The organism is Streptomyces shaanxiensis, assembly GCF_039537145.1.
Lineage (GTDB): Bacteria > Actinomycetota > Actinomycetes > Streptomycetales > Streptomycetaceae > Streptomyces > Streptomyces shaanxiensis.
This window is the reverse complement of the sequence record NZ_BAAAZY010000007.1, coordinates 302,966-327,660: the sequence shown is the minus strand read 5'-3', so window position 1 is coordinate 327,660 and position 24,695 is coordinate 302,966. Positions and strand designations below refer to the sequence as shown.

The 24,695-nt window shown below is 71.2% G+C and carries 20 protein-coding genes and 3 tRNA genes; 12 read left to right on the top strand and 11 right to left on the bottom strand.

All coding sequences use genetic code 11. From position 1 onward, the window contains the following. Window positions 1-62 precede the first annotated feature (62 nt). Window positions 63-494: a gamma-glutamylcyclotransferase family protein gene (locus ABD932_RS10615; RefSeq protein ID WP_345011054.1), complete on the top strand. Its 432-nt coding sequence runs from the start codon at window positions 63-65 to the stop codon at window positions 492-494. A gap of 75 nt (window positions 495-569) precedes the next feature. Here the strand turns inward: ABD932_RS10615 and ABD932_RS10610 are convergent, their stop codons facing one another. The 3 genes from ABD932_RS10610 to ABD932_RS10600 form a co-directional block, all read right to left on the bottom strand. Further along, window positions 570-2,792 (bottom strand): molybdopterin oxidoreductase family protein, encoded by a 2,223-nt coding sequence (locus tag ABD932_RS10610; protein WP_345011052.1) that lies wholly within the window; start codon window positions 2,790-2,792, stop codon window positions 570-572. Window positions 2,793-2,987: 195 nt separating this feature from the next. Then, the gene (locus tag ABD932_RS10605; RefSeq protein WP_345011050.1) at window positions 2,988-3,284 is read right to left on the bottom strand and encodes a hypothetical protein; all 297 of its coding nucleotides are present in this window, start codon (window positions 3,282-3,284) and stop codon (window positions 2,988-2,990) included. A 176-nt stretch (window positions 3,285-3,460) separates the two neighbouring features. Next, window positions 3,461-4,147, bottom strand: coding sequence for a SanA/YdcF family protein (locus tag ABD932_RS10600; RefSeq protein ID WP_345011048.1), 687 nt, complete (start codon window positions 4,145-4,147; stop codon window positions 3,461-3,463). Window positions 4,148-4,382: 235 nt separating this feature from the next. Between ABD932_RS10600 and ABD932_RS10595 the strand changes: the two genes are divergently transcribed. Next, the gene (locus ABD932_RS10595) at window positions 4,383-5,270 is read left to right on the top strand and encodes a sirohydrochlorin chelatase (protein ID WP_345011046.1); all 888 of its coding nucleotides are present in this window, start codon (window positions 4,383-4,385) and stop codon (window positions 5,268-5,270) included. Window positions 5,271-5,449: 179 nt separating this feature from the next. Then, complete coding sequence (locus ABD932_RS10590; protein ID WP_345011044.1) at window positions 5,450-6,703, top strand: deoxyguanosinetriphosphate triphosphohydrolase; 1,254 nt, start codon at window positions 5,450-5,452, stop codon at window positions 6,701-6,703. Here ABD932_RS10590 and ABD932_RS10585 read toward each other — a convergent pair. Beyond that, window positions 6,687-7,493 (bottom strand): ArsR/SmtB family transcription factor, encoded by an 807-nt coding sequence (locus ABD932_RS10585; RefSeq protein ID WP_345011042.1) that lies wholly within the window; start codon window positions 7,491-7,493, stop codon window positions 6,687-6,689. The two genes, ABD932_RS10590 and ABD932_RS10585, sit on opposite strands and share 17 nt — an antisense overlap. 328 nt (window positions 7,494-7,821) lie before the next feature. Between ABD932_RS10585 and ABD932_RS10580 the strand changes: the two genes are divergently transcribed. From ABD932_RS10580 to ABD932_RS10570, 3 genes are all read left to right on the top strand, one after another. Then, complete coding sequence (locus ABD932_RS10580; protein WP_345011040.1) at window positions 7,822-9,087, top strand: NAD(P)/FAD-dependent oxidoreductase; 1,266 nt, start codon at window positions 7,822-7,824, stop codon at window positions 9,085-9,087. 149 nt (window positions 9,088-9,236) lie between these two features. Next, complete coding sequence (dnaG, locus tag ABD932_RS10575) at window positions 9,237-11,138, top strand: DNA primase (protein WP_345011038.1); 1,902 nt, start codon at window positions 9,237-9,239, stop codon at window positions 11,136-11,138. A 114-nt stretch (window positions 11,139-11,252) separates the two neighbouring features. Further along, window positions 11,253-12,563 carry an RNA polymerase sigma factor gene (locus ABD932_RS10570; RefSeq protein ID WP_345011036.1) on the top strand — a complete coding sequence of 437 codons (1,311 nt, stop codon included), beginning with the start codon at window positions 11,253-11,255 and terminating at the stop codon, window positions 12,561-12,563. Between the two features lie 97 nt (window positions 12,564-12,660). Here the strand turns inward: ABD932_RS10570 and ABD932_RS10565 are convergent, their stop codons facing one another. The 4 genes from ABD932_RS10565 to ABD932_RS10550 form a co-directional block, all read right to left on the bottom strand. Further along, window positions 12,661-14,589 (bottom strand): ABC transporter ATP-binding protein, encoded by a 1,929-nt coding sequence (locus ABD932_RS10565; RefSeq protein ID WP_345011034.1) that lies wholly within the window; start codon window positions 14,587-14,589, stop codon window positions 12,661-12,663. Continuing rightward, a complete protein-coding gene (locus tag ABD932_RS10560; RefSeq protein WP_345011032.1) occupies window positions 14,589-16,322 on the bottom strand; it encodes an ABC transporter ATP-binding protein in 1,734 nt (577 codons plus the stop codon). The genes ABD932_RS10565 and ABD932_RS10560 overlap by 1 nt, the downstream gene beginning before the upstream one ends. A 163-nt stretch (window positions 16,323-16,485) precedes the next feature. Further along, the gene (locus ABD932_RS10555; protein WP_345011030.1) at window positions 16,486-17,943 is read right to left on the bottom strand and encodes a xylulokinase; all 1,458 of its coding nucleotides are present in this window, start codon (window positions 17,941-17,943) and stop codon (window positions 16,486-16,488) included. A gap of 176 nt (window positions 17,944-18,119) precedes the next feature. Then, complete coding sequence (locus tag ABD932_RS10550; RefSeq protein ID WP_345011028.1) at window positions 18,120-18,428, bottom strand: YtxH domain-containing protein; 309 nt, start codon at window positions 18,426-18,428, stop codon at window positions 18,120-18,122. A gap of 157 nt (window positions 18,429-18,585) precedes the next feature. Here ABD932_RS10550 and ABD932_RS10545 point away from each other — a divergent pair. From ABD932_RS10545 to ABD932_RS10535, 3 genes are all read left to right on the top strand, one after another. Beyond that, window positions 18,586-18,658: transfer RNA gene (locus ABD932_RS10545), tRNA-Asn, on the top strand. 5 nt (window positions 18,659-18,663) lie between these two features. After that, window positions 18,664-18,736, top strand: a tRNA-Asn gene (locus tag ABD932_RS10540). A gap of 181 nt (window positions 18,737-18,917) precedes the next feature. Beyond that, a tRNA-Ile gene (locus ABD932_RS10535) sits at window positions 18,918-18,991 on the top strand. 121 nt (window positions 18,992-19,112) lie between these two features. Here ABD932_RS10535 and ABD932_RS10530 read toward each other — a convergent pair. From ABD932_RS10530 to ABD932_RS10520, 3 genes are all read right to left on the bottom strand, one after another. Further along, window positions 19,113-19,532: a MerR family transcriptional regulator gene (locus ABD932_RS10530; protein WP_345011026.1), complete on the bottom strand. Its 420-nt coding sequence runs from the start codon at window positions 19,530-19,532 to the stop codon at window positions 19,113-19,115. A 33-nt stretch (window positions 19,533-19,565) separates the two neighbouring features. Continuing rightward, window positions 19,566-20,882: an MFS transporter gene (locus ABD932_RS10525; protein ID WP_345011024.1), complete on the bottom strand. Its 1,317-nt coding sequence runs from the start codon at window positions 20,880-20,882 to the stop codon at window positions 19,566-19,568. 65 nt (window positions 20,883-20,947) lie between these two features. Beyond that, window positions 20,948-21,898: a ScbA/BarX family gamma-butyrolactone biosynthesis protein gene (locus ABD932_RS10520; protein WP_345011022.1), complete on the bottom strand. Its 951-nt coding sequence runs from the start codon at window positions 21,896-21,898 to the stop codon at window positions 20,948-20,950. A gap of 143 nt (window positions 21,899-22,041) precedes the next feature. Between ABD932_RS10520 and ABD932_RS10515 the strand changes: the two genes are divergently transcribed. From ABD932_RS10515 to ABD932_RS10505, 3 genes are all read left to right on the top strand, one after another. Then, window positions 22,042-22,668 carry a ScbR family autoregulator-binding transcription factor gene (locus ABD932_RS10515; RefSeq protein ID WP_345011020.1) on the top strand — a complete coding sequence of 209 codons (627 nt, stop codon included), beginning with the start codon at window positions 22,042-22,044 and terminating at the stop codon, window positions 22,666-22,668. Further along, complete coding sequence (locus ABD932_RS10510; RefSeq protein WP_345011018.1) at window positions 22,665-23,642, top strand: NAD-dependent epimerase/dehydratase family protein; 978 nt, start codon at window positions 22,665-22,667, stop codon at window positions 23,640-23,642. Before ABD932_RS10515 ends, ABD932_RS10510 begins: the two co-directional genes overlap by 4 nt. Before the next feature lie 125 nt (window positions 23,643-23,767). Then, a complete protein-coding gene (locus ABD932_RS10505) occupies window positions 23,768-24,652 on the top strand; it encodes a LysR family transcriptional regulator (protein WP_345011016.1) in 885 nt (294 codons plus the stop codon). Window positions 24,653-24,695: the final 43 nt, after the last annotated feature.

Genomic DNA, 24,695 nt, shown 5'->3' with positions numbered 1-24,695 from the left:
TCGTGCACATGCCATGGCCAGGGTGAATACGTGCAGGTGTGTGAGGGGAGAGAATCGTTCCTGTGAGCCCCTCTCCCCGACTCCCGTTCTTCGTCTACGGCACCCTGCGCCCCGGCGAGCCCAACCACGACGCCTTCCTCCGCGACCGCACGTTCGCGGAGGAACCGGCACGACTGGTCGGGGCGTTGCTGTACGACGGCCCGGGCTATCCGTACGCCGTGGAGGAACCGGGCGGCGGCACCGTGCGCGGCGACCTCGTCACCGCCCGCCCCGAGGAATACCCCGCGCTGCTCGCCGCCCTCGACCACCTGGAGGAGTACGCCCCGGACGACCCGCGCAACCTCTACGAACGCGTCGCCCGCGAGGTGCTCCGCGACGCGGACGGAACGGCCGTACGGGCGTGGGTGTATGTCGCCGCCCCGTCGGTGGCCGCGCGCCTGCGCAGGCGCGGCACGCTCATCGAGGGCGGCGACTGGGCGGTCCGGTCCAGTTGATCCGTAGGCGGTAGTTCGCCTGATTCGTGTGCGGCAGTCCGCCTGATCCGTATGCGGCCGTCCGGCCCCGGACGCCTACGACTTGACGGCTTCCACCCGCACCGCACACGCCTTGAACTCCGGCATCCGCGACGTCGGGTCGAGCGCCGGGTTGGTCAGGGTGTTGGCGCGGCCCTCGCCCGGCCAGTGGAACGGCATGAAGACGGTGTCGGGGCGGATGCCGGTCGTGATGCGGGCGGGGGCGACCGCCCGGCCCCGGCGCGAGACCACGGCCACCGGATCGCCCTCGGCCGCCCCGAGTCGTGCCGCCAGCCGGGGGTGGAGTTCCACGAACGGGCCCGGTGCGGCGTTGTTCAGCTCGTCGACGCGGCGGGTCTGGGCGCCGGACTGGTACTGCGCCACGACCCGGCCGGTCGTCAGCAGCACCGGGTACTCGTCGTCGGGTTCCTCGGCGATGGCGCGGTGCGAGACGGGGACGAACCGCGCCCGCCCGTCGGGGGTGGCGAACCGGTCGAGGAAGAGGCGGGGGGTACCCGGGTGCACCGCGCCGTCCGTGGGCGCGTCGGTCTCGGCGTCCTGCGCCGGGTCGTCGGCTCCCGCGACCGCGTCCAACGAGGCGTCCTCGCAGTCCTGGGAGTCCTCGGAGTCCTCGGCGTCGGCCGAGCCGTCATGGACGGCCGCCGGCGCCGGACACGGCCAGAACACGCCGTTCTCCTCCACCAGCCTCCGGTACGTGATCCCGGAGTAGTCCGCGGGCCCGCCGGCACTCGCCCGGCGCAGCTCCTCGAAGACCTCCTCGGGGTCGGTCGGGAAGCCCTTCTCCAGGCCCCTCTCGCCGCCCAGCCGCGCCGCGAGCTCGTGCATGACCTCCAGGTCGCTGCGGATGCCCTCGGGCGGGGTGATCGCGCGCCTGCGGAGCAGTACGCGGCCCTCCAGGTTGGTCGTCGTGCCCGTCTCCTCGGCCCACTGCGTGACCGGCAGGACGACGTCCGCGAGTTCCGCGGTCTCCGACAGCACGACGTCACAGACGGCAAGGAAGTCGAGCGACTTGATGCGCTCCTCGATGTGCGCGGCACGCGGCGCCGACACCACCGGGTTCGAGGCCATCAGCAGCAGGGCCCTGATGTCCGTACCCAGTGCGTCGAGCAGCTCGTACGCGCTGCGCCCCGGCCCGGGCAGGCTGTCCGGGTCCACACCCCACACCTCGGCGACATGCCGCCGTGCCGCCGGATCGTCCAGCTTGCGGTAGCCGGGCAACTGGTCGGCCTTCTGGCCGTGTTCGCGCCCGCCCTGCCCGTTGCCCTGCCCGGTGAGACAGCCGTACCCGGACAGCGGGCGGCCCGCCCGTCCCGTCGCCAGGCACAGGTTGATCCACGCGCCCACGGTGTCCGTGCCCTTGGACTGCTGCTCGGGCCCGCGCGCGGTCAGCACCATCGCGTGCTCCGGCTCGCAGAACAGCCGTACGGTCTCCCGGAGTTGGGGAACGGACACCCCCGTGATCCGCTCCACGTACTCCGGCCAGTGCGCCATCGCCGCGGCCCGCGCGTCCTCCCAGCCGACCGTGCGCTCCTGGACGTACTCCTCGTCGACCCGCCCCTCGGCGACGACCAGGTGCAGCAGGCCGAGGGCCAGCGCGAGGTCGGTGCCGGGGCGGGGGGCCAGGTGCACGTCGGCCTGCTCGGCGGTCTTGGTGCGGCGCGGGTCGATGACGATGAGCTTGCCGCCGTTCTCGCGCAGCTCGCTGAAGTAGCGGAGCGCGGGAGGCATCGTCTCCGCGAGGTTGGAGCCGACCAGGATGACGCAACCCGTCTTCGGGATGTCCTCCAGCGGGAACGGCAGCCCCCGGTCGAGCCCGAAGGCCTTCATCCCGGCCGCTGCCGCCGACGACATGCAGAAACGCCCGTTGTAGTCGATCTGCGAGGTGCCCAGCACGATCCTCGCGAACTTGCCGAGGCTGTACGCCTTCTCGTTCGTCAGGCCGCCACCGCCGAAGACCCCGCACGCGTCCGGGCCATGTTCCGTACGCGTGCGGCCCAGGCCCTCGGCGACGCGGTCCAGCGCCTCGTCCCAGCTCGCCGGCACGAGCGTGCCGCCCGACCGCACCAACGGTGAGGTCAGCCGGACGCCCGAAGCCAGCACCGCAGGCGCCGTACGGCCCTTGCCGCACAGCGCCCCCTTGTTCACCGGGAAGTCCGGGCGCTCGACCACCGCGACACCCCCGTCCTGCAGCGGCGTGAGGTTCATTCCGCACTGCAGGGCGCAGTACGGGCAGTGCGTGGGCGTCGCGGAGTTCGGCATACCGTCCAGCGTGAGTCGGGCGTGTTACGTGCGGGACGGCTCCCTGTTACGCGGCCGGGACGGTGACCTCCCCGCGGCGGCTCGGTGGCGGTGAGGACCCCCTTCGGGGCGCAGTCGCACGCGAAGGGCGGGAGCAGGGCACAGGCCCCGCTCCCGCCCGGTCAGGGCCGGTCCTTGGTCAGAGGACGCCCTTGGTCAGCACTCGTAGGCGTAGTACGGGACGTCGCCCGGCTCCAGACCGATGGTCGCGACCGCGCCCGGGCCGATCTGGATGCACGGCGGGTCGAAGCCGTCGACCTCGACGGTGGCGAAGACCGTGTGGCCGCACTCGTTGTAGATGTCCGCCCATCCGGAGCCGTAGCCGAGGAGGTGGGCGCAGCCCGGCTCCCTCGCCTGTGCGGCCTCGGCCGCGGTGGCGGTACCCGCAGCGGTACCCCCGGTGATCAGCATCGCCGCGGCGATCGCGGCGAGTACGGACCGAAGACGAGTCATCAGATGTCCTTTCCCCCAGGTCGCGGCGGGCGGCCCGATCCGCCGCCGCACACCCACGGACGCTATGGGTAGCCATCCGGTCACGGAACGTCTCTGCCGGGTTGTTCACACGGTTGGCTGGCGTGCGCGCGTCAAAACCTGCGTGTGAGGGCATGTGCCGCTCGCTTCGGGCGCCGCTATCGCCCCGCCGCCAGCGCGTTCGCCACCCCCGGCTCCCGTGGCCCGAGGAACCGGGGATCCGGCTCGAAGAGGGCGTCCAGGGCGGCCTTGCCGGCCGCGAAGATCTCGCGGGTGCCGCCGTAGTACCAGGTCGCGTCGTGCTTGGCGTCGACCCCCACGCCGTACGACGTCACTCCCGCCTCCTCGCACAGCGCGACCGCCCGCCGGATGTGGAACCCCTGGCTGATGAGCACCGCCTCGTCGACACCGAAGATCTTCTTGGCGCGTACGCAGGAGTCCCAGGTGTCGAAGCCGGCGTAGTCGCTGACGATGCGGGTGTCGGGCACGCCGTGCCTGGTGAGATACGTCCGCATGGCGTCGGGCTCGTCGTAGTCCTTGCGGCTGTTGTCGCCGGTGACGAGGACGACCTCGACCCGGCCCGCACGGTACAGCTCGGCCGCCGCGTCCAGCCGGTGGGCGAGGTACGGGGAGGGCTCGCCGGCCCAGAGCCCGGCGCCGAAGACGACGGCGACGTCGGTGCGCGGCGCGTCGGCCGTGGTCCGCAGCCGGTCACCGGTGACGACGTACATCCAGGTGGCCGGAAGCAGCGCCAGCACGCACCCGAGCATCACGGTCTGCACGAGCCGCCGCTGCCCCGTGCGGGTGCGCGGCAGACGTGGTCGGCGCAGCTTCGGTCGGCGCATCGGACGGTCCCTCCCGGTCGGCACAGAGCCTGTCTCTCGACCTGTTCCTCGACAGTCAGGGACGTCCTGTCAGCCCCGTCGGTTCACCGCATCGAACGTGACCAGCTTCACTTCACCCCACGAATCCGCAGGTCACGCCACCTCACAGCCTCCAGGAGCCCCACCGTGAACCCGGCGTAAACACCCGTTATCCACGCGCAACGGGGAGGCAACGTCCCGCCCTCACCATCGATCCATGACGGCGTCGAAACCTCCTCGCGACGAGTCCACGACCCTCCCCGGCCCGGGGGCCCACCTCGACAGTACGGCGCACATCATGAACCGGATCAGCAGCCAGCTCGCCAGCCAGCTCAGCCTCGTGTCGCGCGACGGCAGGCGGCGCCCCGAGCCGCCCGCGCTCGTCGTCGTGGCCCACGGCAGCCGCGACCCGCGCGCCCTGAGCACCGTGAGCGCGCTCCTCGACAAGGTGCGCGAGCTGCGCCCCACCCTGCCGGTCCACCTCGGCCACATCGAGCTGAACGAGCCCCTGCTCCCCGACACCCTCGCCGCTCTCGGTGACCGCGAGGCGATCCTCGTCCCGCTCCTCCTCAGCCGCGGCTACCACATCAAGCGCGACATCCCCGAGATGGCCGCCGAGTCGCGGGTACGCGCCCGCGTGGCCGGCGCACTCGGCCCGCACCCCCTGCTGGTCGAGGCCCTGTACACCCGCCTGGTCGAGGCCGGCTGGCGCACCCGCATGGACGAGGACACCCGCCGCGGCAGCGCGGTGGTCCTCGCGGCGGCGGGTTCCCGCGACCCCGAGTCCAAGGTGGACACCTCCCGCACGGCCCACCTCCTCGCCAACCGGCTGGGCGTCCCGGTGATCCCGGCCTACGCGACGACGGCGGCCCCCACAGTCCCCGACGCCATCCGGTCCCTGGCCGCCCGAGGCCGCACCAGGGTGGCGGTCGCCTCCTACTTCACGGCCCCCGGCCGCTTCGCGACGGAGTGCGCGGAGGCGGCACCGTGGATCGCGTCGGCACCGCTGGGAACGCACCCGGCGATGGCGAGACTGCTCCTCCACCGCTACGACCAGATGGCGGCGACGCCGGTCACGGCAGCACCGGAACTGGCGTCGGCTTGAATCGCCGGGAGGGACAGCCAACCCAGGGGCGCGGGGCTGTATCGATGTGCGGCTCCGCCGCGTGGGCGCGACCAGCCCCCACAACCCGCACTCGCAAACGAACAACACCCGGCAGACGAGTAGACGAGTAGGCGCAACACAGCCCTCCGTTTGTCAGTGTCTGCCCGTACTGTCGGTCCATGCACTACGACGAGTCGGCAGTAGAACGCTGGGCCCCCGAACCCGACAAACGACCAGGCCGCACGGCCTTCCAACGTGATCGCGCCCGCGTACTGCACTCCGCTGCCCTCAGAAGGCTCGCCGGCAAGACCCAGGTGGTCACCCCAGGAACCCACAGCAACGCCTGGGACCCCAGCCCGAGAACCCGCCTCACGCACTCCCTGGAGTGCGCCCAGGTAGGCCGAGAGTTGGGCGCGGCCCTCGGCTGCGACCCCGACCTCGTGGAGGCGGCCTGCCTCTCCCACGACCTCGGCCACCCCCCGTTCGGCCACAACGGCGAGGTCGCCCTCAACGAGTTCGCCGAGGACTGCGGCGGCTTCGAGGGCAACGCCCAGTCCCTTCGGCTCCTCACCCGCATCGAACCCAAACGGTTCACCCCGGAGGGCTCCGTGGGCCTCAACCTCACCCGGGCCACCCTCGACGCCGCCACCAAGTACCCCTGGCCCCGCGGCGCCCACCCCACCGACCCGACGTCCCCGAAGTTCGGTGTCTACGAGGACGACCGCCCCGTCTTCGACTGGGTCCGCAAGGACGCCCCCGGCGCCCGCACCACCTTCGAGGCCCAGGTCATGGACTGGTCCGACGACGTGGCGTACTCCGTGCACGACGTCGAGGACGGCCTGCACGCCGGCCACATCGACCCGAACTGTCTGCACGCCGAGCCCGAACGCCGGACGGTCTTCGCGGTGGCCATCGGCCGGTACGTCCCCGAGGACACCGACCCGGCCGAACTGGCCGCCGCCCTCGACCGGCTCCAGGACGAGGAGTGGTGGCCGCACGGCTATGACGGTTCCGCCGTCGCCCAGGCCCGCCTCAAGGACGCCACCAGCCAGCTCATCGGCCGTTTCTGCCTGGCCGCCGAGAGCGCCACGCGCGCGGCGTACGGCGACGGCCGGCTCACCCGCTACGGCGCCGAACTCGTCGTACCGCGCGACACCCGCCTGGAGTGCGCGGTCCTCAAGGCGGTCGCCGACCGGTACGTCATGCAGCGCGCCGAGCAGGAGCGGCTCCGCGCCGACCAGCGGATCGTGGTCGCCGAACTGGCCGAGGCACTCACCGCCCGGGCGCCCGACGGGCTGGACCCGCAGTTCCGGGCCCTGTTCGACGCGGCCGCCGACGACCGCGCCCGCAAGCGCGTGATCGTCGACCAGATCGCGTCCCTGACGGACGCGTCGGCACGCGCACTGCACGCACGGCTCACACAAAGGGCCTGAAAAGCACCGTCCATACGGCCACAAGGAGCTGAAGCGCACCGTTCATGAGGGCGTCACCGAGCCGGGTCCGCAGATGGAACACCCGGTTCCCCTGCCGCCGCGACTCCACCAGCCCCGCCTCCCGCAGGACCGTCGCATGCCGGCTGGTCGTCGGCGGCGTGAGCCCGAGGAGCCCGGCGAGATCGGTCGTGGTGCGCGGATGCTCCAGCGCGTCCAGGACCATCGCCCGGGTCGGCCCGATGAGCTGGGCCACCGGCAGCTGCCCGGTGGTCTCCCGCCGGGAGCGGGCCGGCCGGCCGGGCGCCGGGTGCAGAGGATGGACGAGGACGGGGTCGAGGTGCGGGTCGGCGAGGGTGACCGGGGTGCGTACGCAGAAGAAGGCCGGGACGATCGCCGGCGGGCGCCCGTCCAGCCGCAGCCCCCGGTCGAAGGGATAGTCGGTGACCAGCGCGTCGTTCTCCCGGCCGAGGACCGTGTCGTAGCTGTCGAGCAGGCCCCGGGGGCCCGAGGCCAGGGCCGCCTCCGCCCGGACCGAGCGGTCCGCCGCCACCGCCGCGCGGATCGCCGGGAGATACGGCTCCACCGCCACCGCGTAGCAGCGGCGCAGGGCCTCGCCGAGCAGCTCCAGCGCCCGCGGGACGCCCTCGCCCAGCCGCCGGAACCCCCGTGGCGGGGCCTTCGGGAACAGCTGCGACAGCTCCCGCGCGAGCCGGTTCTTCGGCGTGCCGAGCACCAGGTCGATGCCCACCTCCAGATCCGCGACACCCTGCCCGGGCCGAGGCCTCTGCAAGCATTTGCTGAACTTCTCCACCGTAGCCACGGAACGGGTGGGGTCCACAGCGCGCGCCGTTCCCTTTGCGTTCTGAACGAATGTCCCGACAACTCCCGGCCATCGCGGGACCCTTGGCGCGGTGGGGGGAGCGCCTGTCCCGGGGGGAGGCAGGCGCGCCGCCGGCCTTCTCCGCGGAGCCCTCACGTGCCCGCGACGGGTGAGACACATGGGGCGAACGGGCACTCGAAAGTGACCCTGCGTGGCCTGATCGGGTCACCCCCTCTTCCCGCATCACGCTGCGTGCGGGACGCTCGCATGTGGCGGCACCCTTACGAGGAGGCATCAAGTGGTCGACGCGGATCAGACATTCGTCATCGTCGGCGGAGGACTCGCCGGCGCGAAGGCGGCCGAGACGCTCCGTTCGGAGGGCTTCACCGGGCGGGTGATACTGATCTGCGACGAGCGCGACCACCCGTACGAGCGGCCGCCCCTCTCCAAGGGATACCTGCTCGGCAAGGAGGAGCGCGACAGCGTCTTCGTGCACGAGCCCGCCTGGTACGCGCGCAACGACATCGAGCTGCACCTGGGCCAGACCGTCGACGCGATCGACCGTACGGCGAAGACCGTGCGGTTCGGCGAGGACGGCACGCTCGTCCACTACGACAAGCTCCTGCTGGCCACCGGCGCCGAGCCGCGCCGCCTGGACATCCCGGGCACGGACCTGGCCGGCGTCCACCACCTGCGCCGCCTCGCGCACGCCGAGCGCCTCAAGGGCGTCCTGATGTCGCTGGGCCGGGACAACGGGCACATCGTGATCGCCGGCGCCGGCTGGATCGGCCTGGAGGTCGCGGCGGCGGCGCGCGAGTACGGCGCCGAGGTCACCGTCGTCGAGCCGGAGCCGACCCCGCTGCACGGCGTCCTGGGCCCGGAGCTGGGCGGGCTCTTCGGCGAGCTGCACCGCGACCACGGGGTGCGGTTCCACTTCGGCAGGCGGCTGACGGAGATCGTCGGCCAGGACGGCATGGTGCTGGCCGCGCGCACCGACGACGGCGAGGAGCACCCCGCGCACGACGTCCTGGCGGCGATCGGCGCCGCTCCCCGTACGGGGTTGGCGGAAGCGGCGGGACTTGAGATCGCCGACCGCAGGCATGGCGGCGGCGTGGTCGTGGACGAACAGCTGCGCACCTCCGACCCCGACATCTACGCGGCCGGCGACGTCGCGTCCTTCCCGCACGCTCTTTTCGACACCCGGGTGCGGGTGGAGCACTGGGCCAACGCGCTGAACGGCGGACCGGCGGCGGCGAGGGCGATGCTGGGCCAGGACGTCACCTACGACCGCGTGCCCTACTTCTTCTCCGACCAGTACGACTTGGGGATGGAGTACTCCGGCTGGGCGCCCCCGGGGACGTACGACGAAGTGGTGATCCGGGGGGACGCCGGGAAGCGTGAATTCATCGCGTTCTGGGTGAAGGACCACCGGGTGCTCGCCGGGATGAACGTGAATGTGTGGGACGTCACAGAGCCGGTCCAGCAGCTGATTCGTTCGAGGGCACGAGTGGACACGGAGGCCTTGGCGGATCCCCATGTGCCGCTGGAAGACCTGAGCGCCTAGGCGTCCGCGCGGAGCTGTTGTCCGGCGAGTGCGGGGTGTGTGCGGTTGCTCGCGCCCACGCGGCGGAGCCGCATATCGATACAGCCCTGCCCCTTTCGGGGCGCCACAGCTCGCCCAGATGTGTCAGTGCACCACCGTAGAATTCACGCGTGGCAGGACGGATCAACGACGAGGACGTGAAGGCGGTACGGGACGCGGTCCCGATCGACGCCGTGGTGTCCGAGTACCTCCAGCTGCGTAACGCGGGCGGCGGGAACCTCAAGGGGCTGTGCCCCTTCCACGACGAGAAGTCGCCGTCCTTCCAGGTCAGCCCGAGCAAGGGACTCTTCCACTGCTTCGGCTGCCAGGAGGGCGGCGACACCATCACGTTCGTGATGAAGGTCGACCACCTCACCTTCTCCGAGGCGGTCGAGCGCCTCGCCGCCCAGGCCGGCATCACCCTGCGCTACGAGGAGGGCGGCTACAACCCCTCCCACCAGCGCGGCGAGCGGATCCGCCTGGTCGAGGCCCACAAGATCGCCGCCGACTGGTACGCCGAGCAGCTGGCGACCAGCCCCGAGGCGGACACCGGCCGGATCTTCCTCGCCGAGCGCGGCTTCGACCAGGCCGCCGCCGTCCACTTCGGCGTCGGCTACAGCCCCCAGGGCTGGGATCACCTCACCCGCTTCCTGCGCGGCAAGGGCTTCACCGACAAGGAACTGCTCCTGTCCGGCCTGTCGCAGGAGGGCCGCCGGGGCCCCATCGACCGCTTCCGGGGCCGTCTGATGTGGCCGATCCGCGACATCGGCGGCGACGTGGTCGGCTTCGGCGCGCGCAAGCTGTACGAGGCGGACAACGGCCCCAAGTACCTCAACACCCCCGACACGGCGATCTACAAGAAGTCCCAGGTCCTCTACGGCATCGACCTCGCCAAGAAGGACATCGCCAAGGCCAGCCGCGCGGTCGTCGTCGAGGGCTACACCGACGTCATGGCCTGCCACCTCGCCGGCGTCACCACCGCCATCGCCACCTGCGGTACGGCCTTCGGCGGCGACCACATCAAGATCCTCCGCCGGCTGCTGATGGACAACGGCTCGGCCCGCGTGATCTTCACCTTCGACGGCGACGCGGCCGGCCAGAAGGCGGCCCTGCGCGCCTTCGAGGACGACCAGAAGTTCGCGGCGGAGACGTACATCGCGATCGCACCGGACGGCATGGACCCCTGCGAACTGCGCCTGGCCAAGGGCGACGAGGCGGTCTCCGACCTGGTCGAACCGCGCACCCCGCTCTTCGAGTTCGCGCTGCGCCAGATCGTCGTCCGCTACGACCTCGACACGCCGGCGGGCCGCGCGTCCGCGCTGGACGAGGCGGCGCCGATCGTCGCCCGCATCAAGAACAGCGGCGCCCAGCACGAGGTGGCCGTCCAGCTCGCGGGCATGCTCGGCATCCTCGACACCCAGTTCGTGGTCAAGCGGGTGGCGCAGCTGGCACGTTGGGCGCGCGACCGGGGCGGCAGGGGACCGGCCCCGGCGAACCGGGGGCCGCAGCCGTACGACGCCGCCCCCGCGCCCCGCGCCTCCGGCCCGGCCCTGACCCTGCGCAACCCCGTCTACGCCACCGAACGCGAACTCCTCAAACTCGCCCTCCAACGCCCCGAGTTGGTCTCGCCGGCGTTCGACGCGTACGGCGTCGACGAGTTCACCGCCGCGCCCTACGCCGCCGTACGCCAGGCCGTTTTGGACGCGGGCGGCGCCGAGTACGGCATGCAGGACGCGCAGGAGTACCTGATCCGCGTCCGCGAGGCGGCCCCCGACGACCAGGTGCGCGCGATGGTCACGGAGCTGGCGGTCGAGGCGATCATGCGCCGGGCCGTCGACGAGAACTACGCCGGCGAACAACTCGTCACCGTCCGCCGCCGCGCCGTGGAACGCCGGATCCGCGACATCCAGAGTCAGCTGACCCGCCTCGGCGCGGGCGGCGACCCCGCCCAACTCGCCGCCGTACAGAACGAACTGTGGGTGTTGCAGCAGTACGACCAGGCATTGCGCGAGCGGGGTGCCGCGGCGCTCTGAGCGATGCGCGGGGATTTGCGTACGACTGGGTAACCGCGCGGTCACGGACCGGACGCAAAAAGTCACCGCACGCCCCTCGTGGCGGTGATGTGTCGTACTCCACACTGGGTTCCGGTGCCTGAGTCCTCGGAGCGCGGCCGATCCGTTCCCCACGGGTCCCACACCCCCGCGGTTCCGCTCATCGCGTACGGGACGGACAGCGGCGAGGCCGCCGACTCCGCCCTCGAAGCAGCGCTGCCGTATGCCTCGACAGCGATCATCCTGGAGGTCGCCCCCGTGCAGACCCAGACCCTGAGCAAGACCGACACGAGTACCAACGGCACGGAACCGGACGCGGAGGCCGACGTTCTCGTCGCGGTGCCGCCGCAGAGCCGTGTCGCGCACCACCCCGAGGCGGAACCGGAGGCCTCGCCGGAGCCGGCGGAGCCGCCCGCCGAAGCTCTGAGCAGCGACGCCGACGCCACCGAGCCGGTCGAAGCGCCGCTGCCGAGCCGCAGCCGCGCCGACACCAGCGGCCCCTCCTCGGATCTCTTCCGCCAGTACCTGCGGGAGATCGGCCGCATCCCCCTCCTCACCGCGGCCGAGGAGGTCGAACTCGCCCGCCGCGTCGAGGCCGGCCTGTTCGCCGAGGAGAAGCTGAGCAGCACGCCCGACCTGGAGAGCCGGCTCGCCCTCGACCTGGACCGGCTGGTCGTCATGGGCCGCATGGCCAAGCGCCGCCTGATCGAGGCGAACCTGCGCCTGGTGGTCTCGGTCGCCAAGCGGTACGTCGGCCGCGGCCTGACCATGCTCGACCTCGTCCAGGAGGGAAACCTCGGGCTGATCCGGGCCGTCGAGAAGTTCGACTACGCCCGCGGCTACAAGTTCTCGACGTACGCCACCTGGTGGATCCGCCAGGCCATGTCCCGCGCCCTCGCCGACCAGGCCCGCACCATCCGAGTGCCGGTCCACGTCGTCGAGTTGATCAACCGGGTCGTCCGCGTCCAGCGCCGCATGCTGCAGGAACGCGGCTACGAACCGACGCCGGAAGAAGTCGCCGCCCACCTCGACCTGCCGCCCGAGCGGGTCAGCGAGGTGCTGCGCCTGGCCCAGGAGCCGGTGTCCTTGCACGCCCCGGTGGGCGAAGAGGACGACGTGGCGCTGGGCGACCTGATCGAGGACGGCGACGCGACGAGTCCGGTGGAGTCGGCAGCGTTCCTGCTGCTCAGGGAGCACCTGGAAGCGGTGCTGTCGACTCTGGGCGAACGTGAACGCAAGGTCGTCCAACTCCGCTACGGGTTGGCGGACGGCCGCCCCCGCACGCTGGAGGAGATCGGGCGGATCTTCGGGGTGACGCGGGAGCGGATCCGCCAGATCGAGTCGAAGACCCTCAACAAGCTGAGGGACCACGCCTTCGCCGACCAGTTGAGGGGGTACCTGGACTGAGCGCAGGGTGCCGCTGCAGCATGCGTAGCTGCGGGCAGTCGTGCCGCTGGGGCGGCACGGGTGGGCGCAGCGGCACCCCGACGCCGGGCAACCCGCCTCAGTCCACCTCGGCCACCGCCTGCGCGAACTGCGCCTTGTACAACCGCGCATAAGCCCCGTCGGCCGCCAACAGCTCCCCGTGCGCACCCTGTTCCACGATCGACCCGTTCTCCATGACGAGGATCGTGTCCGCGTCCCGGATGGTCGACAGCCGGTGCGCGATGACGAACGACGTACGCCCGTGCGCCAGTTTCGCCATCGCCTTCTGGATCAGCACCTCGGTACGGGTGTCGACCGACGACGTCGCCTCGTCCAGCACCAGGATCACCGGATCGGACAGGAACGCCCGCGCGATGGTGATGAGCTGCTTCTCACCGGCGCTGACCCCGCTGCCCTCGTCGTCGATCACCGTGTCGTACCCGTCGGGGAGCGTGCGGATGAACCGGTCCGCATGTGCCGCCCGCGCCGCCTCCTCGATCTCGCCCCGCGTGACCTCCCGGGAGGCGCCGTACGCGATGTTCTCCGCGATCGTGCCGCCGAACAGCCACGTGTCCTGCAGCACCATCCCGATCCCGGCCCGCAGTTCGTCCCGGGACATCCGCGCGATGTCGACCCCGTCGAGGGTGATGCGCCCGGACGAGACGTCGTAGAACCGCATCAGCAGGTTGACCAGCGTCGTCTTGCCGGCACCCGTCGGACCGACGATCGCGACCGTGTGCCCGGGTTCCACCGTCAGCGACAGGTCCTCGATCAGCGGCTTCTCGGGGTCGTACCGGAAGGAGACCCCCTCCAGCGCCACCCGTCCCCGCAGCTCCTCCGGCCGCACCCCCGGCACGGGGTCCGCCTCCTGCTCCTCCGCGTCGAGCAGCTCGAAGATCCGCTCGGCGGAGGCGACACCCGACTGCACGAGGTTCGCCATCGACGCGACCTGCGTCAGCGGCATCGAGAACTGCCGCGAGTACTGGATGAAGGCCTGCACGTCACCGATGGACAGCGAGCCCGACGCGACGCGCAGACCGCCGACCACCGCGACCAGCACGTAGTTGATGTTCGACACGAACAGCATCAGCGGCTGCATCACACCGCTGTTGAACTGCGCCTTGAAGCCCGCCTCGTACAGCGCCTCGTTCTGCTCGGCGAATTGCTTCGCCGACTCCTCCTGCCGCCCGAACACCTTCACCAGGGTGTGCCCGGTGTACATCTCCTCGACGTGCGCGTTGAGCTTGCCCGTCGAGCGCCACTGCTGCACGAAGTGCGGCTGCGACCGCTTGCCGACGCGCGTGGCGACCAGGAACGACAGCGGCACGGTCACCAGCGCGACCAGCGCCAGCAGCCACGACACCCAGAACATCATCGCCAGCACACCGATGATGGTCAGCACCGAGTTGATCAGCTGGCCCATCGACTGCTGGAGCGTCTGCCCGATGTTGTCGATGTCGTTGGTCGCCCGGGACAGCACCTCACCGCGCCGGCTCTTGTCGAAGTACGACAACGGCAGCCGCGACAGCTTCGCCTGGACGTCCTCGCGCATCCGGTACATGGTCCGGTTCACGGCCCGGTTCACCAGGCGCGTCGCCACCGCCATCAGCAGACCGGCGACCACGAAGACGACGAGCGCGAACAGCAGGACGCTGCCGACCGCGCCGAAGTCGATGCCCTGGCCCGGCGTGAAGTCGGTGCTGCGGAGCATGTCGGCGATCTCGCTGTCGCCGCGCTCCCGCATGGCCGCGAGGACCTGCGCCTTGGTCGTCCCGGACTCGAACTGCCGCCCGACGATGCCCGCGAAGACCAGGTCGGTGGCCTCACCGAGGATCTTCGGCCCGGCGACCGACAGGCCCACGCTCACGACCACGCAGAACAGCAGCGCGTAGATGGTCAGCCGCTCGGGCTTGAAGTGGGAGATCAGCCGCTTGCCCGACACCTTGAAGTCCAGCGAGCGCTGATCGGGACCGCCGCCGGCCATCATCCGTCCCATGGGCCCGGCCATCAGGCAGCCTCCGCTTCCGTCAGCTGGGAGAGCACGATCTCCCGGTACGTCTCGTTGTCCGCCATCAGCTCGTGGTGCCGGCCCGCGCCGACCACCCGCCCCTCGTCGAGCACGACGATCCGGTCCGCGTCCCGGATGGTCGCCACGCGCTGCGCGACGATGACCACGGTCGCCTCGGCGGTCTCGCGGGCCAGCGCCGCACGCAGCGCCGCGTCCGTGGCGTAGTCGAGGGCGGAGAAGGAGTCGTCGAAGAGGTAGATCTCCGGGCGCTGGACGAGCGTGCGCGCGATGGCCAGCCGCTGGCGCTGACCGCCGGACACGTTCGTGCCGCCCTGCGCGATGGGGGAGTCGAGCCCGCTCTCCAGCCCCTCCACGAACCCCTTGGCCTGCGCCACCTCCAGCGCCTGCCACAGCTCCTCGTCCGTCGCGTCGGGGTTGCCGTAGCGCAGGTTCGTCGCCACCGTCCCCGCGAACAGATACGGCTTCTGCGGCACGAGGCCGACCGTCTTCGCCAGCAGCTGGGGCTCGATGCCCGCCACGTCCTCGCCGTCCACGAGCACCTGGCCGTCGGTCGCGTCGAACAGCCGGGGCACGAGCCCCAGCAGCGTCGACTTCCCGCTGCCCGTCGACCCGATCACCGCGGTCACCTCGCCGGGCCGGGCCACCAGGTCGATCGCCTTCAGCACCGGCTCCTCGGCGCCCGGATAGCGGAACCCGGCGCCCCGGATCTCCAGATGCCCGTGCCGGCGCAGCTCACGCACCGGCGCGACCGGCGGGACCACGCTCGACGACGTGTCCAGGACCTCCTGGATACGCTCGGCGCACACCTCCGCGCGCGGCACCATCATGAACATGAAGGTGGCCATCATCACGGACATCACGATCTGCATGAGATAGGCGAGGAACGCGGTCAGGTCACCGATCTGCATCCCGCCGCTGTCGATCCGGTGGGCCCCGAACCACACCACCGCGATCGACGACAGGTTCACCACCGTCATGACGATCGGGAACATCAGCGCGAGCAGCCTGCCGGTGCCCATCGCCATGTCGGTGAGCTCGACATTCGCCTTGCGGAAGCGCTGCTGCTCGTACTCGTCCCGCACGAAGGCGCGGATCACCCGGTTGCCGGTGATCTGCTCGCGCAGCACCCGGTTCACCGTGTCGAGGCGCTCCTGCATGGTCCGGAACAGCGGCCGCAGCGCCCGCACGATCAAGGTCACACTGATGCCGAGCACCGGCACCACGGCCACCAGCACCGCCGACAGCGGCACGTCCAGCCCGAGGGCCAGCACGATGCCGCCCACGCACATGATCGGCGCCGACACCATCAGCGTGAACGTCATCAGGGCCAGCATCTGCACCTGCTGGACGTCATTGGTCGTCCGGGTGATCAGCGAGGGCGCGCCGAAATGCCCGACCTCACGCGCCGAGAACGACTGCACCCGGTCGAAGACGGCCGCCCGCACGTCCCGCCCGACCGCCGCGGCGGTCCTGGCGCCGTAGTACACGGCACCGATGTTGCACACGACCTGCACCAGCGAGATGCCGATCATCAGGGCGCCGTAGCCGAGGATGTAGCCGGTGTCGCCGTTGACGACGCCCGTGTCGATGATGTCCGCGTTCAGCGTGGGCAGGTAGAGGGTGGCGCAGGTCTGCAGGAACTGCAGCAGCACCAGCCAGGCGACGGGTTTTCGGTAGGGCCTGAGGTAGGTCCGCAGAAGTCGTATGAGCACGCTGCTTCTCTCGGAGTCGACGACGGGGCGATTGGTTGCCCCTGGCCCCTATCGTCGAACACTCCGGTGGTGTTACCTCAACCGATTAAGCCGTCAGCGCGGCTCCGTACGGCCTTCCGGGTGCAGCTTCCTACCGGTCTCTTACCTTCCGCCCATCCCGTCGCTACGGCCGGAACGCCCCGGGATGCGTCTGATCGCGCACCGACACGAACTGCTGCCGCACCGCCTGACCCACCGCCAGCTCCTCGCCCGGCTCCAGAACCTGCGCGGCCGCGCCCTGCCAGACCGGCGGGGTGCGCGGGTCGAGCGTGCCCTGCGACACACCGAGCGCCCAGGCGGCCTGCCGGGCGGCGCCGATCGCCGCGTAGTCCGCGGGCTGCGGCACGACGACCTGCACACCGAACAGCGCGGGCGCCGCCGCCTGTACGGCCGACAGCTCGGCGACCGCCCCGAGCAGGAAGATCCGCCGCACCTCGACACCCCGGCCGCGCAGCACGTCGAGCGCGTCCGCGAGCCCGCACAGCATGCCCTCGAACGCGGCCCGCGCCAGATGCTCCGGCTTCATCGACTCCCGCCGAAGCCCGGCCAGCGTGCCCGCGGTGTGCGGCAGATTCGGCGTCCGCTCACCCTCCAGATAGGGCAGCAGCACCAGCCCATGAGCCCCCGGCGTCGACTTCATCGCCAGATCGGACAGGCTCTCCAGGTCGGGCACGCCGAGGAGTTCGGCGGTGCCGCGCAGGGTGCGTACGGCGTTGAGGGTGGTGACGACCGGCAGGTGCATGCCGGTCGCGTCGGCCAGGGAGGTGATCATCCCGCTGCTGTCGACGAGCGCCTCGGGGTGGACGGCCATCACGGACCCGGAGGCGCCGAGCGACACGACGGCGTCGCCGAGCCCGATGCCCAGCCCGAACGCGGCGGCCATGGTCTCGCCGGTCCCCGCGGAGATCAGCAGCCCCTCCGGCGTCGTACCGGCCGCTTCGGCCGGGCCGATCACCTCGGGCAGCATCGCCTGGTGGCCGAGCGCCAGCTCGACGAGATCGGAACGGTAGGCGCCGGTGGCCGCCGACCAGTAACCCGTCCCGGAGGCGCCGCCCCGATCTGTGGTCCTTCTCACGGGCCGGCCGAGCAGCTGCCACACCAGCCAGTCGTGCGCCTGCATCAGCACGGCGGCGCGTACGGCGTTCTCCGGCTCGGTCTTGGCGAGCCAGCGCAGCTTGGTCACCGGCTGCGCGGCCTGCGGCACACACCCCACGGCCTGCGCCCACGCCTCGCGCCCGCCCAGCGCGTCGACCAGATCAGCCGCCGCGACCTGCGCCCGCTTGTCACCGCCGACCATCGCGGGCCGCACGGTGTTGCCCTGCGCGTCCAGCGGGACCACCGCGTTCTGCTGTGTCGACACGCCGATGGCCTGCACACCTTCGAGCAGCCCACCGCCGGCCGCCTCACCGAGGGACAGCAGCCAGGCCTGCGGGTCGATGTCGGAGGGGCGGGCGCCGCCGCCGTCCGGCGATTCCACCGGGTGCGGGGCGTACCCCTGCCTGAGCACGGCGCCTGTGTCCGTGTCGCAGACGACGATGCGAGTGAAATCGGGCGAACTGTCCAGCCCGGCGACTATCCCCATGGTTCAAATTCTGCCGTAGCGCTGCGCTTGCCCGGGCCATGGGCGCGGTGGGGGTTCGTGGCGTCTTTCGGGCGCGGGTGTGTGGGAGCTGGTCCCGCCCACGCGGCGGAGCCGCACATCGATACAGCCCCGCGCCCCTTGGCGGTGTTGCCGTGCCCGGTGTCCAAGACGTGCTGTTACGTGTTGCTCGTGCCCCAGTCGTCCTCCGCGCCTCCGTTGTGGGCGCTGCGTTCGCGGAGGCTGCGTACCCGTGCGGCGACCGACTCGGGGACTCGGTCGCCCACCTTCTCGGTGACCGTGTGGTAGGCCACGCCTGCGTAGTGGCGGCCCTGTTGTGCCGCCGACTCCGCGGTGTTGCGGACCGCGGGGTTCTGGGAGATGTCCCGGGCGGTCTTCTTCAGCTGCTCGTAGCGCTCGCGCCCGGCGCGTGTGCCGAGGACGTAACCGACGGCGAGACCGATGACGAACGTGAGCCGGTAGCGCATGGCGGCCACCCTTCCTTGCGTAGGTCCCTGGTGCGGCGTCGCGGCCGGGGGGAACCGATTGGCGGAGCACCCCCCTGCTTGCGCTAATGTATGTGTCGCAGCGAGCGCACGCCCCCTGGCGAATACCCAGGTAGGTACGTTCGATGCAACGAGGCATTCCTCCGTAGCTCAATTGGCAGAGCAGCCGGCTGTTAACCGGCAGGTTACTGGTTCGAGTCCAGTCGGGGGAGCTCGGTCCTCCGTAGCTCAATTGGCAGAGCAGCCGGCTGTTAACCGGCAGGTTACTGGTTCGAGTCCAGTCGGGGGAGCATGCTGAACGAGGACCCCACGAAGGGGTCCTTTTTCATGTTCGTGTCCCTGTCGTGGGAACCGCGCAGGTCAAGGCGGAGTCCTTCAGGGCATGCGAAGTCGACCATACGAAGCAGGAGATCGTATGAGCGGCTATGCTGCGGCAGACGGCGCGCACACTTGTACGCGACACGCCGCTATGGGGCGGTAGCTCAGCCGGTTAGAGCAGCGGACTCATAATCCGTCGGCCGTGGGTTCGAGTCCCACCCGCCCCACCGAACGCCATCTGTGCAGAAACGATGCGACCTGTGGGGACGTAAAAGGGAGAGGCGCCGCTTCGGCGTGGCGCCCCTCCCTCACCCGGTCGGACCGGGATGCAGCTCCCGAACGCGGGTCCTACGCCGCCGCACGCTCCGCGAGCCGCTGGGGGCAGACCCGGTCTCCGGGCGGGGCGGCCCGCTCGCGCAGTTCACCGAGGCGGTCGAGCAACCGGGCGCGGACGTGCGTGAGATCGTCGATACGCCGCTGGATCACCGCGAGCCGCTGCTCGAACACCGCGATCTTGGCGCCCGGGTCCGCGCAGCTGTGGTCGTTCAGCAGCTCGTCGCGCAGGCAGCGGTCGAGGATCAGGAGGTCCTCCGTGGTGAGTCCGGCGGCCAGGAGCAGCCGGATGTTCTCCACGACCCGCACGGAGTCCGGCCCGTAGACGCGGTAGCCGTTCGAGGTGCGCTCGGGATGGAGGAGTCCGTGCTCCTCGTAGTACCGCAGCGCGCGTGTGGTGGTGTTGGTGGTGTGCGCGAGTTCCCCGATGCGCATGGCTGCTCCTTTCCGACCGGCGGTCATGAACGCTCAGACGGGGCTTTCGGAAGCCTTCTCCGTGGCCGTGGCCGTGGATGCCTTCTCCGTGGACGTGGGCGTGGGCGTGGGTGCGGGCGTGGATCGCTCCAGGGGGTCCTCCGCTGTCGTCGCCGCTGTGCGACGCCGTTCGCCCGCCGCCTCGCCCACGGCGAGCAGCAGGGCGATCAGTGCGACCAGGCCGCCCACGACGGGCAGCCAGCGCAGTCCGGCGTCCGCAGCGATGACCCTGCCGCCCAGCCAGCCGCCCACGGCCGTACCGAGGTTGAACGCCGAGCTCTGCACGGTCAGGGCGAGTGTGCGGGCCTGCTGCGAGGCGACGTTGAGCAGGCGCGTGTTCACCGCCGGGATCACCGCGTAGTAGGCGGCGCCGAACAGGAACAGGAACGCCACCGCCGCCACCTTGATGTCGGTTGTCGCGCCCAGGAGCAGCAAGGAGGCGGCCAGTGCCGCCACCGACAGGGAGACCGCTCCGAGCACCGAGCGGTCGGTCAGCCGGCCGCCGATGAGGTTGCCGACCGTGCCGCCGATGCCGAACAGCAGCAACAGGACGGTGACCGAGGACTCGCTGAAACCGACGGAGTCGGTGAGCAGGGGGGTGACATAGGTGTACGCGGTGAAGGAGGCGGCGGCGCCCAGGGCGGTGATTCCGGTGACGATCTGCACCCGGCGGTCACCGAGGACCTTGAGCTCCCTGAGCCGTCCCTGGTCGTCGGCCGCGGAGATACCGGGGGTGTCGGGGGCGAGGGCCGCGACCGGCACGGTGGCCGCGAGGGTGAGCGCGGCGACCGCCCAGAAGGTGGCCCGCCAGTCCAGCCACTGGCCGAGGGCGGTGCCGATGGGCAGTCCCGCGATCATCGCCAGGCTGAAGCCCAGCGAGACCCGGGCGACGGCCATGCCGCGCTTGTTCGGCGGCACGACGTCGGCCGCGATACCGAAGAACAGCGGCATCAGGGCCGAGTGGGCCAGCGCCGCGATGATCCTGCCGGTGGCCAGCGGCCAGAACGAGGGCGCCACGGCGGACACGATGTTGCCGAGGACGTAGGTGACCATCAGCGCCGTCAGCAGCCGGCGCCGCCGGGCCCGGCCGGTGGTCAGCGCCAGGATGGGGCCGCCGATGACGACGGTCAGGGCGAAGGAGCTGACCAGCAGGCCCGCCGTGGACAGCGAGACACCGGCGTCGCCGGCGATGTCCGGCAGCAGGCCCGCGATCATGATCTCGCCGGTGCCGAGAGTGAACGAGCACAGGGTCAGGACGGTCAGCGCCCAGGTGGTACCCCGCTCGGTGGGGGGAGTCTGTGGTGTGTGCATGGGTGGCAGCATCAACCTTTACGTCTGGGTGAAGGTCAAGTCGGCGACGGTGATGTGAGTGGCCCTCAGGCCGCGCCGCGTCCGGTGTGAGGGGCGTTCGCGGCGGGCGTGGCCTGCGTGGCGGCCAGGGCGACGGAGGCCGTGAAGCACTCCTTGTCGTTCTGCCAGGCGGTCACCAGCAGCCGGTCCGGGTGGGCGGGGTCGACCGCGGTCTCGATCCAGCAGGGGGCGTCGAACTCGACGTACCGGAAGAACCGGGTGGTCATACCAATGGGATGGACCGGGCGGACGCGGGAGGCGGCGTGCGCGGCCTGGCGTGCGGCGTCGAGCAGCAGGATGCCGGGGACGTGGTCGACCGGGTGGTCGAAGAGGACGGGATGGCCGGTGTCGACGCGCAGTTGATGGCGGCCGGGGATGTCCGTGGGGGACAGGACGACGTCGTACGGCCGCTCCCGGCCCGCCTCCTGCTCCGGCAGGGGCGCGGGCAGCGGCAGGCGGCGCTCCAGCGCGTGGGCGACGTCGGCGTACTCGCCGCGCAGCCGTCGGTAGACCGCCGGGGTCTGGATGGTGAACCGCGTGGTCGCGGTGCCTATCAGGGAGTCGCCGTGCAGGGCGCGTATGTGCGCGGTGGCGGCGCCGGCCCGGGTGCCGCGACGGGAGATGTCGGTGCAGTCGATGTGCAGGGTGATGTCTCGGGGTGCGCTCGGCGACTCGGCGAGCGAGTAGTCGTACGTCTCCCACAGCAGGTGGTGGCCCAGGGGGACGTCGTACGCTGCGTGCGACAGCACCGGAAGGCACTGCCGGACGGTCTCGCTGAACAGCAGCGGGTCGGTGCCGTCCGCCCCGGTGGTGTAGAAGGAATGGTCCCCGGGCCAGCCGGCCTTGATCAGGAATCTGTCGGGGCCGGTGCGCTGCCAAGAGGTGAGGAGGGTCTCGTCCGCGTTGCGCTTGTGGCTGTAACTCTGCGGCACGGGGGCCCACGACGAGGAAGTCAGGTCCTGGGCGATGCGGATCACGGTGCTACCTCTTCTCGGACAGGACGGATCGCGCGGGCGGGGTGGCCGAGCGCGGCGTCCGTCTCACGGTTGGTAGCCGATACTATAAAGGGCGATCGTTTTGTTTTTGTTGCTGTCACTTCTCAATCACATGGAGCTGTCCGATGACACGGCCCAAGCAGGAACGCGCGGTCCGCACCCGTGAGGCGATCCTGACCGCGGCGGCGGAGGTGTTCGACGAGTACGGGTACTCGGCCGCCGGCGTCAGCAAGATCCTGCAGCGGGCCGGGGTCACCCAGGGCGCCATGTACTTCCACTTCAAGTCCAAGGAGGACCTCGGCCGGGCGGTGCTCGTGGAGCAGGCCGCCACGCTCGCGCTGCCCGACGAGCCGGCCGGGCTGCAGCAGCTGGTCGACCTGACCCTCTATCTGGGCTTCGAGCTGCAGCGCAACGTGCTGCTGCGGGCCGGGGTGCGGCTGGCCGTCGAGCAGGGCGAGGCAGGGCTGCGGGACTTCACCGTCTACCGCTGGTGGATCGACCGCTTCCGTGCCGAGCTGGACGCCGCCGAGCAGCGCGGTGAGCTGCTGCCCCAGGTCGACGGTGCCGAGTTCGCACGGGTCCTGGTCGCCTCCTTCACCGGTACGCAGCTGATGTCCCACCTGGAGAACGAGCGGCAGGACCTGCCCGCCCAGATCGCGACGCTGTGGAACTACCTGCTGCCGGGCATCGCCACCCCCGCGACCCTGGCGCGGCTGACCGTGGACGTGGAGCGCGGGAAGGCGATGCTGTGAGCGGGGTGCGCGTTCTGCTGACCGGGGCCACGGGATTCATCGGCTCGACGGTGCTGCGCACGCTCTCGCGGGCCCGGGCCGACGGGGCCGACCTCGCGGTGCGGGCCGTCGTGCGGGTCGCGCCCGCCGGGCAGGAACCGCTGCCCGGAGTGGAGTGGGCCCGTGCCGACGTCACGGATCCGGCGTCGCTGCGCGGCCTCGGCACCGGCTGCGACGTCCTGCTGCATCTCGCCGCCCGGGTCGGTGGCGACCCGGACGAGTGCACGGCCGTGAACGTGGGCGGCACCTCCGCACTGCTCGACGAGGCGCGCCGGGCCGGTGTCGGGCGGATCCTGCTGCTCTCCACCGCCGCCGTGTACGGCGCCGGTCCGCACCGGGGCATCGCGGTCGACGAGATCGACCCCGCCCCGGTGTCCGCCGCCAGCCGCACCAGGCTGGCCGCCGAACGGCTGGTCCTGGACGCGGGCGGGACTGTGCTGCGGCCGGGGCTGGTGCTGGGTGCCGGGGACCGCTGGGTGGTGCCCGCGCTGGCCGAGCTCACGGAGCGCGTTCCGGCCCGCTGGGACGGCGGGCGGGGCCTGCTGTCCGTCGTGGACGTCCGTGACCTCGCCCGGCTGGTCACGGCCCTCGCTCGCGCCGGACGGCCGACGGGCGGGACGTATCACGCGAGCCACCCGGAGCCGGTGCGGGTCGCCGATCTGCTGACCGCACTGGCCGGACACGGCGTACTGCCCGAGGTCGCCGAGCGGGACTGGCCGCTGGGGCGCTGTCTGACGGAGCTGTCCCGCACCCCGGGGCGGATCAGCGAGCGCCAGTTCCGGCTGCTGTCCGAGGACCACTGGTACGACAGCCGGGAGATCTGGCGGCTCGCGGACTGCGCGCCCGGCCCCGGGCCGCTGGCCGGGCTTGCCGACGCGGCCGCCTGGTACCGCTCCCTGCTTGCCGGACGCGAGCCCTCCGCGACGGTAAGGTAAAGAGTTTGTTTTGCTGTCGTCCACGGATAACCAAAGCCGCTTTACAAAACGATCGTTCTGTTTGTAATTTTCCCATGGGTGATCAGATGAGCCCCTCGATGTGACCCCCACGGAGGACATGAGCAGTGCGCGGAACATCGCCCGGACAAGCGGCCATAGCGGACATAGGCATACGCCACCTGCGCGCCTTCCTCGTACTCGCGGAGCAACTGAGCTTCACCCAGGCCGCTGCCTCGCTGTACACCACCCAGCCGTCCCTGACGCGCTCCATCCACCGGCTCGAAGAGGCCCTGGGTGCCCGGCTCTTCCATCGCACCACCCGCACGGTCCGGCTCAGTGAGTCGGGTGTGCTGCTGCGGGAGGAGCTGAAGGAGCTGCTGCCCCGTCTGGAGTCCGCGCTCACACCGCGGTACGACATCCAGACGCTGCGGATCGGCTTCAGCTGGCTGTTCCCCGACGAGCTGCTGCAGGACACGATCGTCGGCTTCGAGCGGGCGTACGGTGTCGCCGTGGATCTGGTCCGCCGGGACGAGCGGTGTGCCGGGGTGGACGAGGGTGCCGTCCAGCTCGCCGTGTTGCGCGGCCGGCAGGTCGCCCGGGGGCTGCGGACCGTGCGGATCGCCCAGGAGGAGCGTGTCGCCGCCGTCGCCCGAAGATCACCGCTCGCCCGCCGGCGCAGCCTCGCCTGGTCCGAGCTGGCCGAGCACCCGATGCTGATCAACACCGTGAGCGGTGCCACGCAGCTGCGTGACTGGCCGGAGGAGGCCCGGCCCGCCAACGTGACACTGTGCGGCGGCTTCGCCGAGTGGCTGGAGCTGATCGCCGCCGGTCACGGCATCGGCGTCGTGCCCGAGCTGGCGCTGCGCCGCAATCCGCACCCAGGGGTCCGCTTCGTCCCGCTCACCGGAGCCCCGCCGATGCCGCTCTGGCTGGCCCGCCCCTCGACCGGGGCCCACCCGCTGGCCCTGCGCTTCATGGAACGCGTGGTCGGGGTACGGCAGGCCGCCTGAGTCGTCGGGAGTCGCGTCGGAGCCCGTCGGGGGCCGCGACGCC

Coding starts and splice junctions, on each gene's coding strand:
- ABD932_RS10605 (WP_345011050.1), bottom strand. CDS start 3,284: ATGACTCGTCTTCGGTCCGTACTCGCCGCGATCGCCGCGGCGATGCTG.
- ABD932_RS10515 (WP_345011020.1), top strand. CDS start 22,042: ATGACACGGCCCAAGCAGGAACGCGCGGTCCGCACCCGTGAGGCGATC.
- ABD932_RS10595 (WP_345011046.1), top strand. CDS start 4,383: ATGACGGCGTCGAAACCTCCTCGCGACGAGTCCACGACCCTCCCCGGC.
- ABD932_RS10530 (WP_345011026.1), bottom strand. CDS start 19,532: ATGCGCATCGGGGAACTCGCGCACACCACCAACACCACCACACGCGCG.
- ABD932_RS10590 (WP_345011044.1), top strand. CDS start 5,450: ATGCACTACGACGAGTCGGCAGTAGAACGCTGGGCCCCCGAACCCGAC.
- ABD932_RS10600 (WP_345011048.1), bottom strand. CDS start 4,147: ATGCGCCGACCGAAGCTGCGCCGACCACGTCTGCCGCGCACCCGCACG.
- ABD932_RS10550 (WP_345011028.1), bottom strand. CDS start 18,428: ATGCGCTACCGGCTCACGTTCGTCATCGGTCTCGCCGTCGGTTACGTC.
- ABD932_RS10525 (WP_345011024.1), bottom strand. CDS start 20,882: ATGCACACACCACAGACTCCCCCCACCGAGCGGGGTACCACCTGGGCG.
- ABD932_RS10565 (WP_345011034.1), bottom strand. CDS start 14,589: ATGGCCGGGCCCATGGGACGGATGATGGCCGGCGGCGGTCCCGATCAG.
- ABD932_RS10555 (WP_345011030.1), bottom strand. CDS start 17,943: ATGGGGATAGTCGCCGGGCTGGACAGTTCGCCCGATTTCACTCGCATC.
- ABD932_RS10610 (WP_345011052.1), bottom strand. CDS start 2,792: ATGCCGAACTCCGCGACGCCCACGCACTGCCCGTACTGCGCCCTGCAG.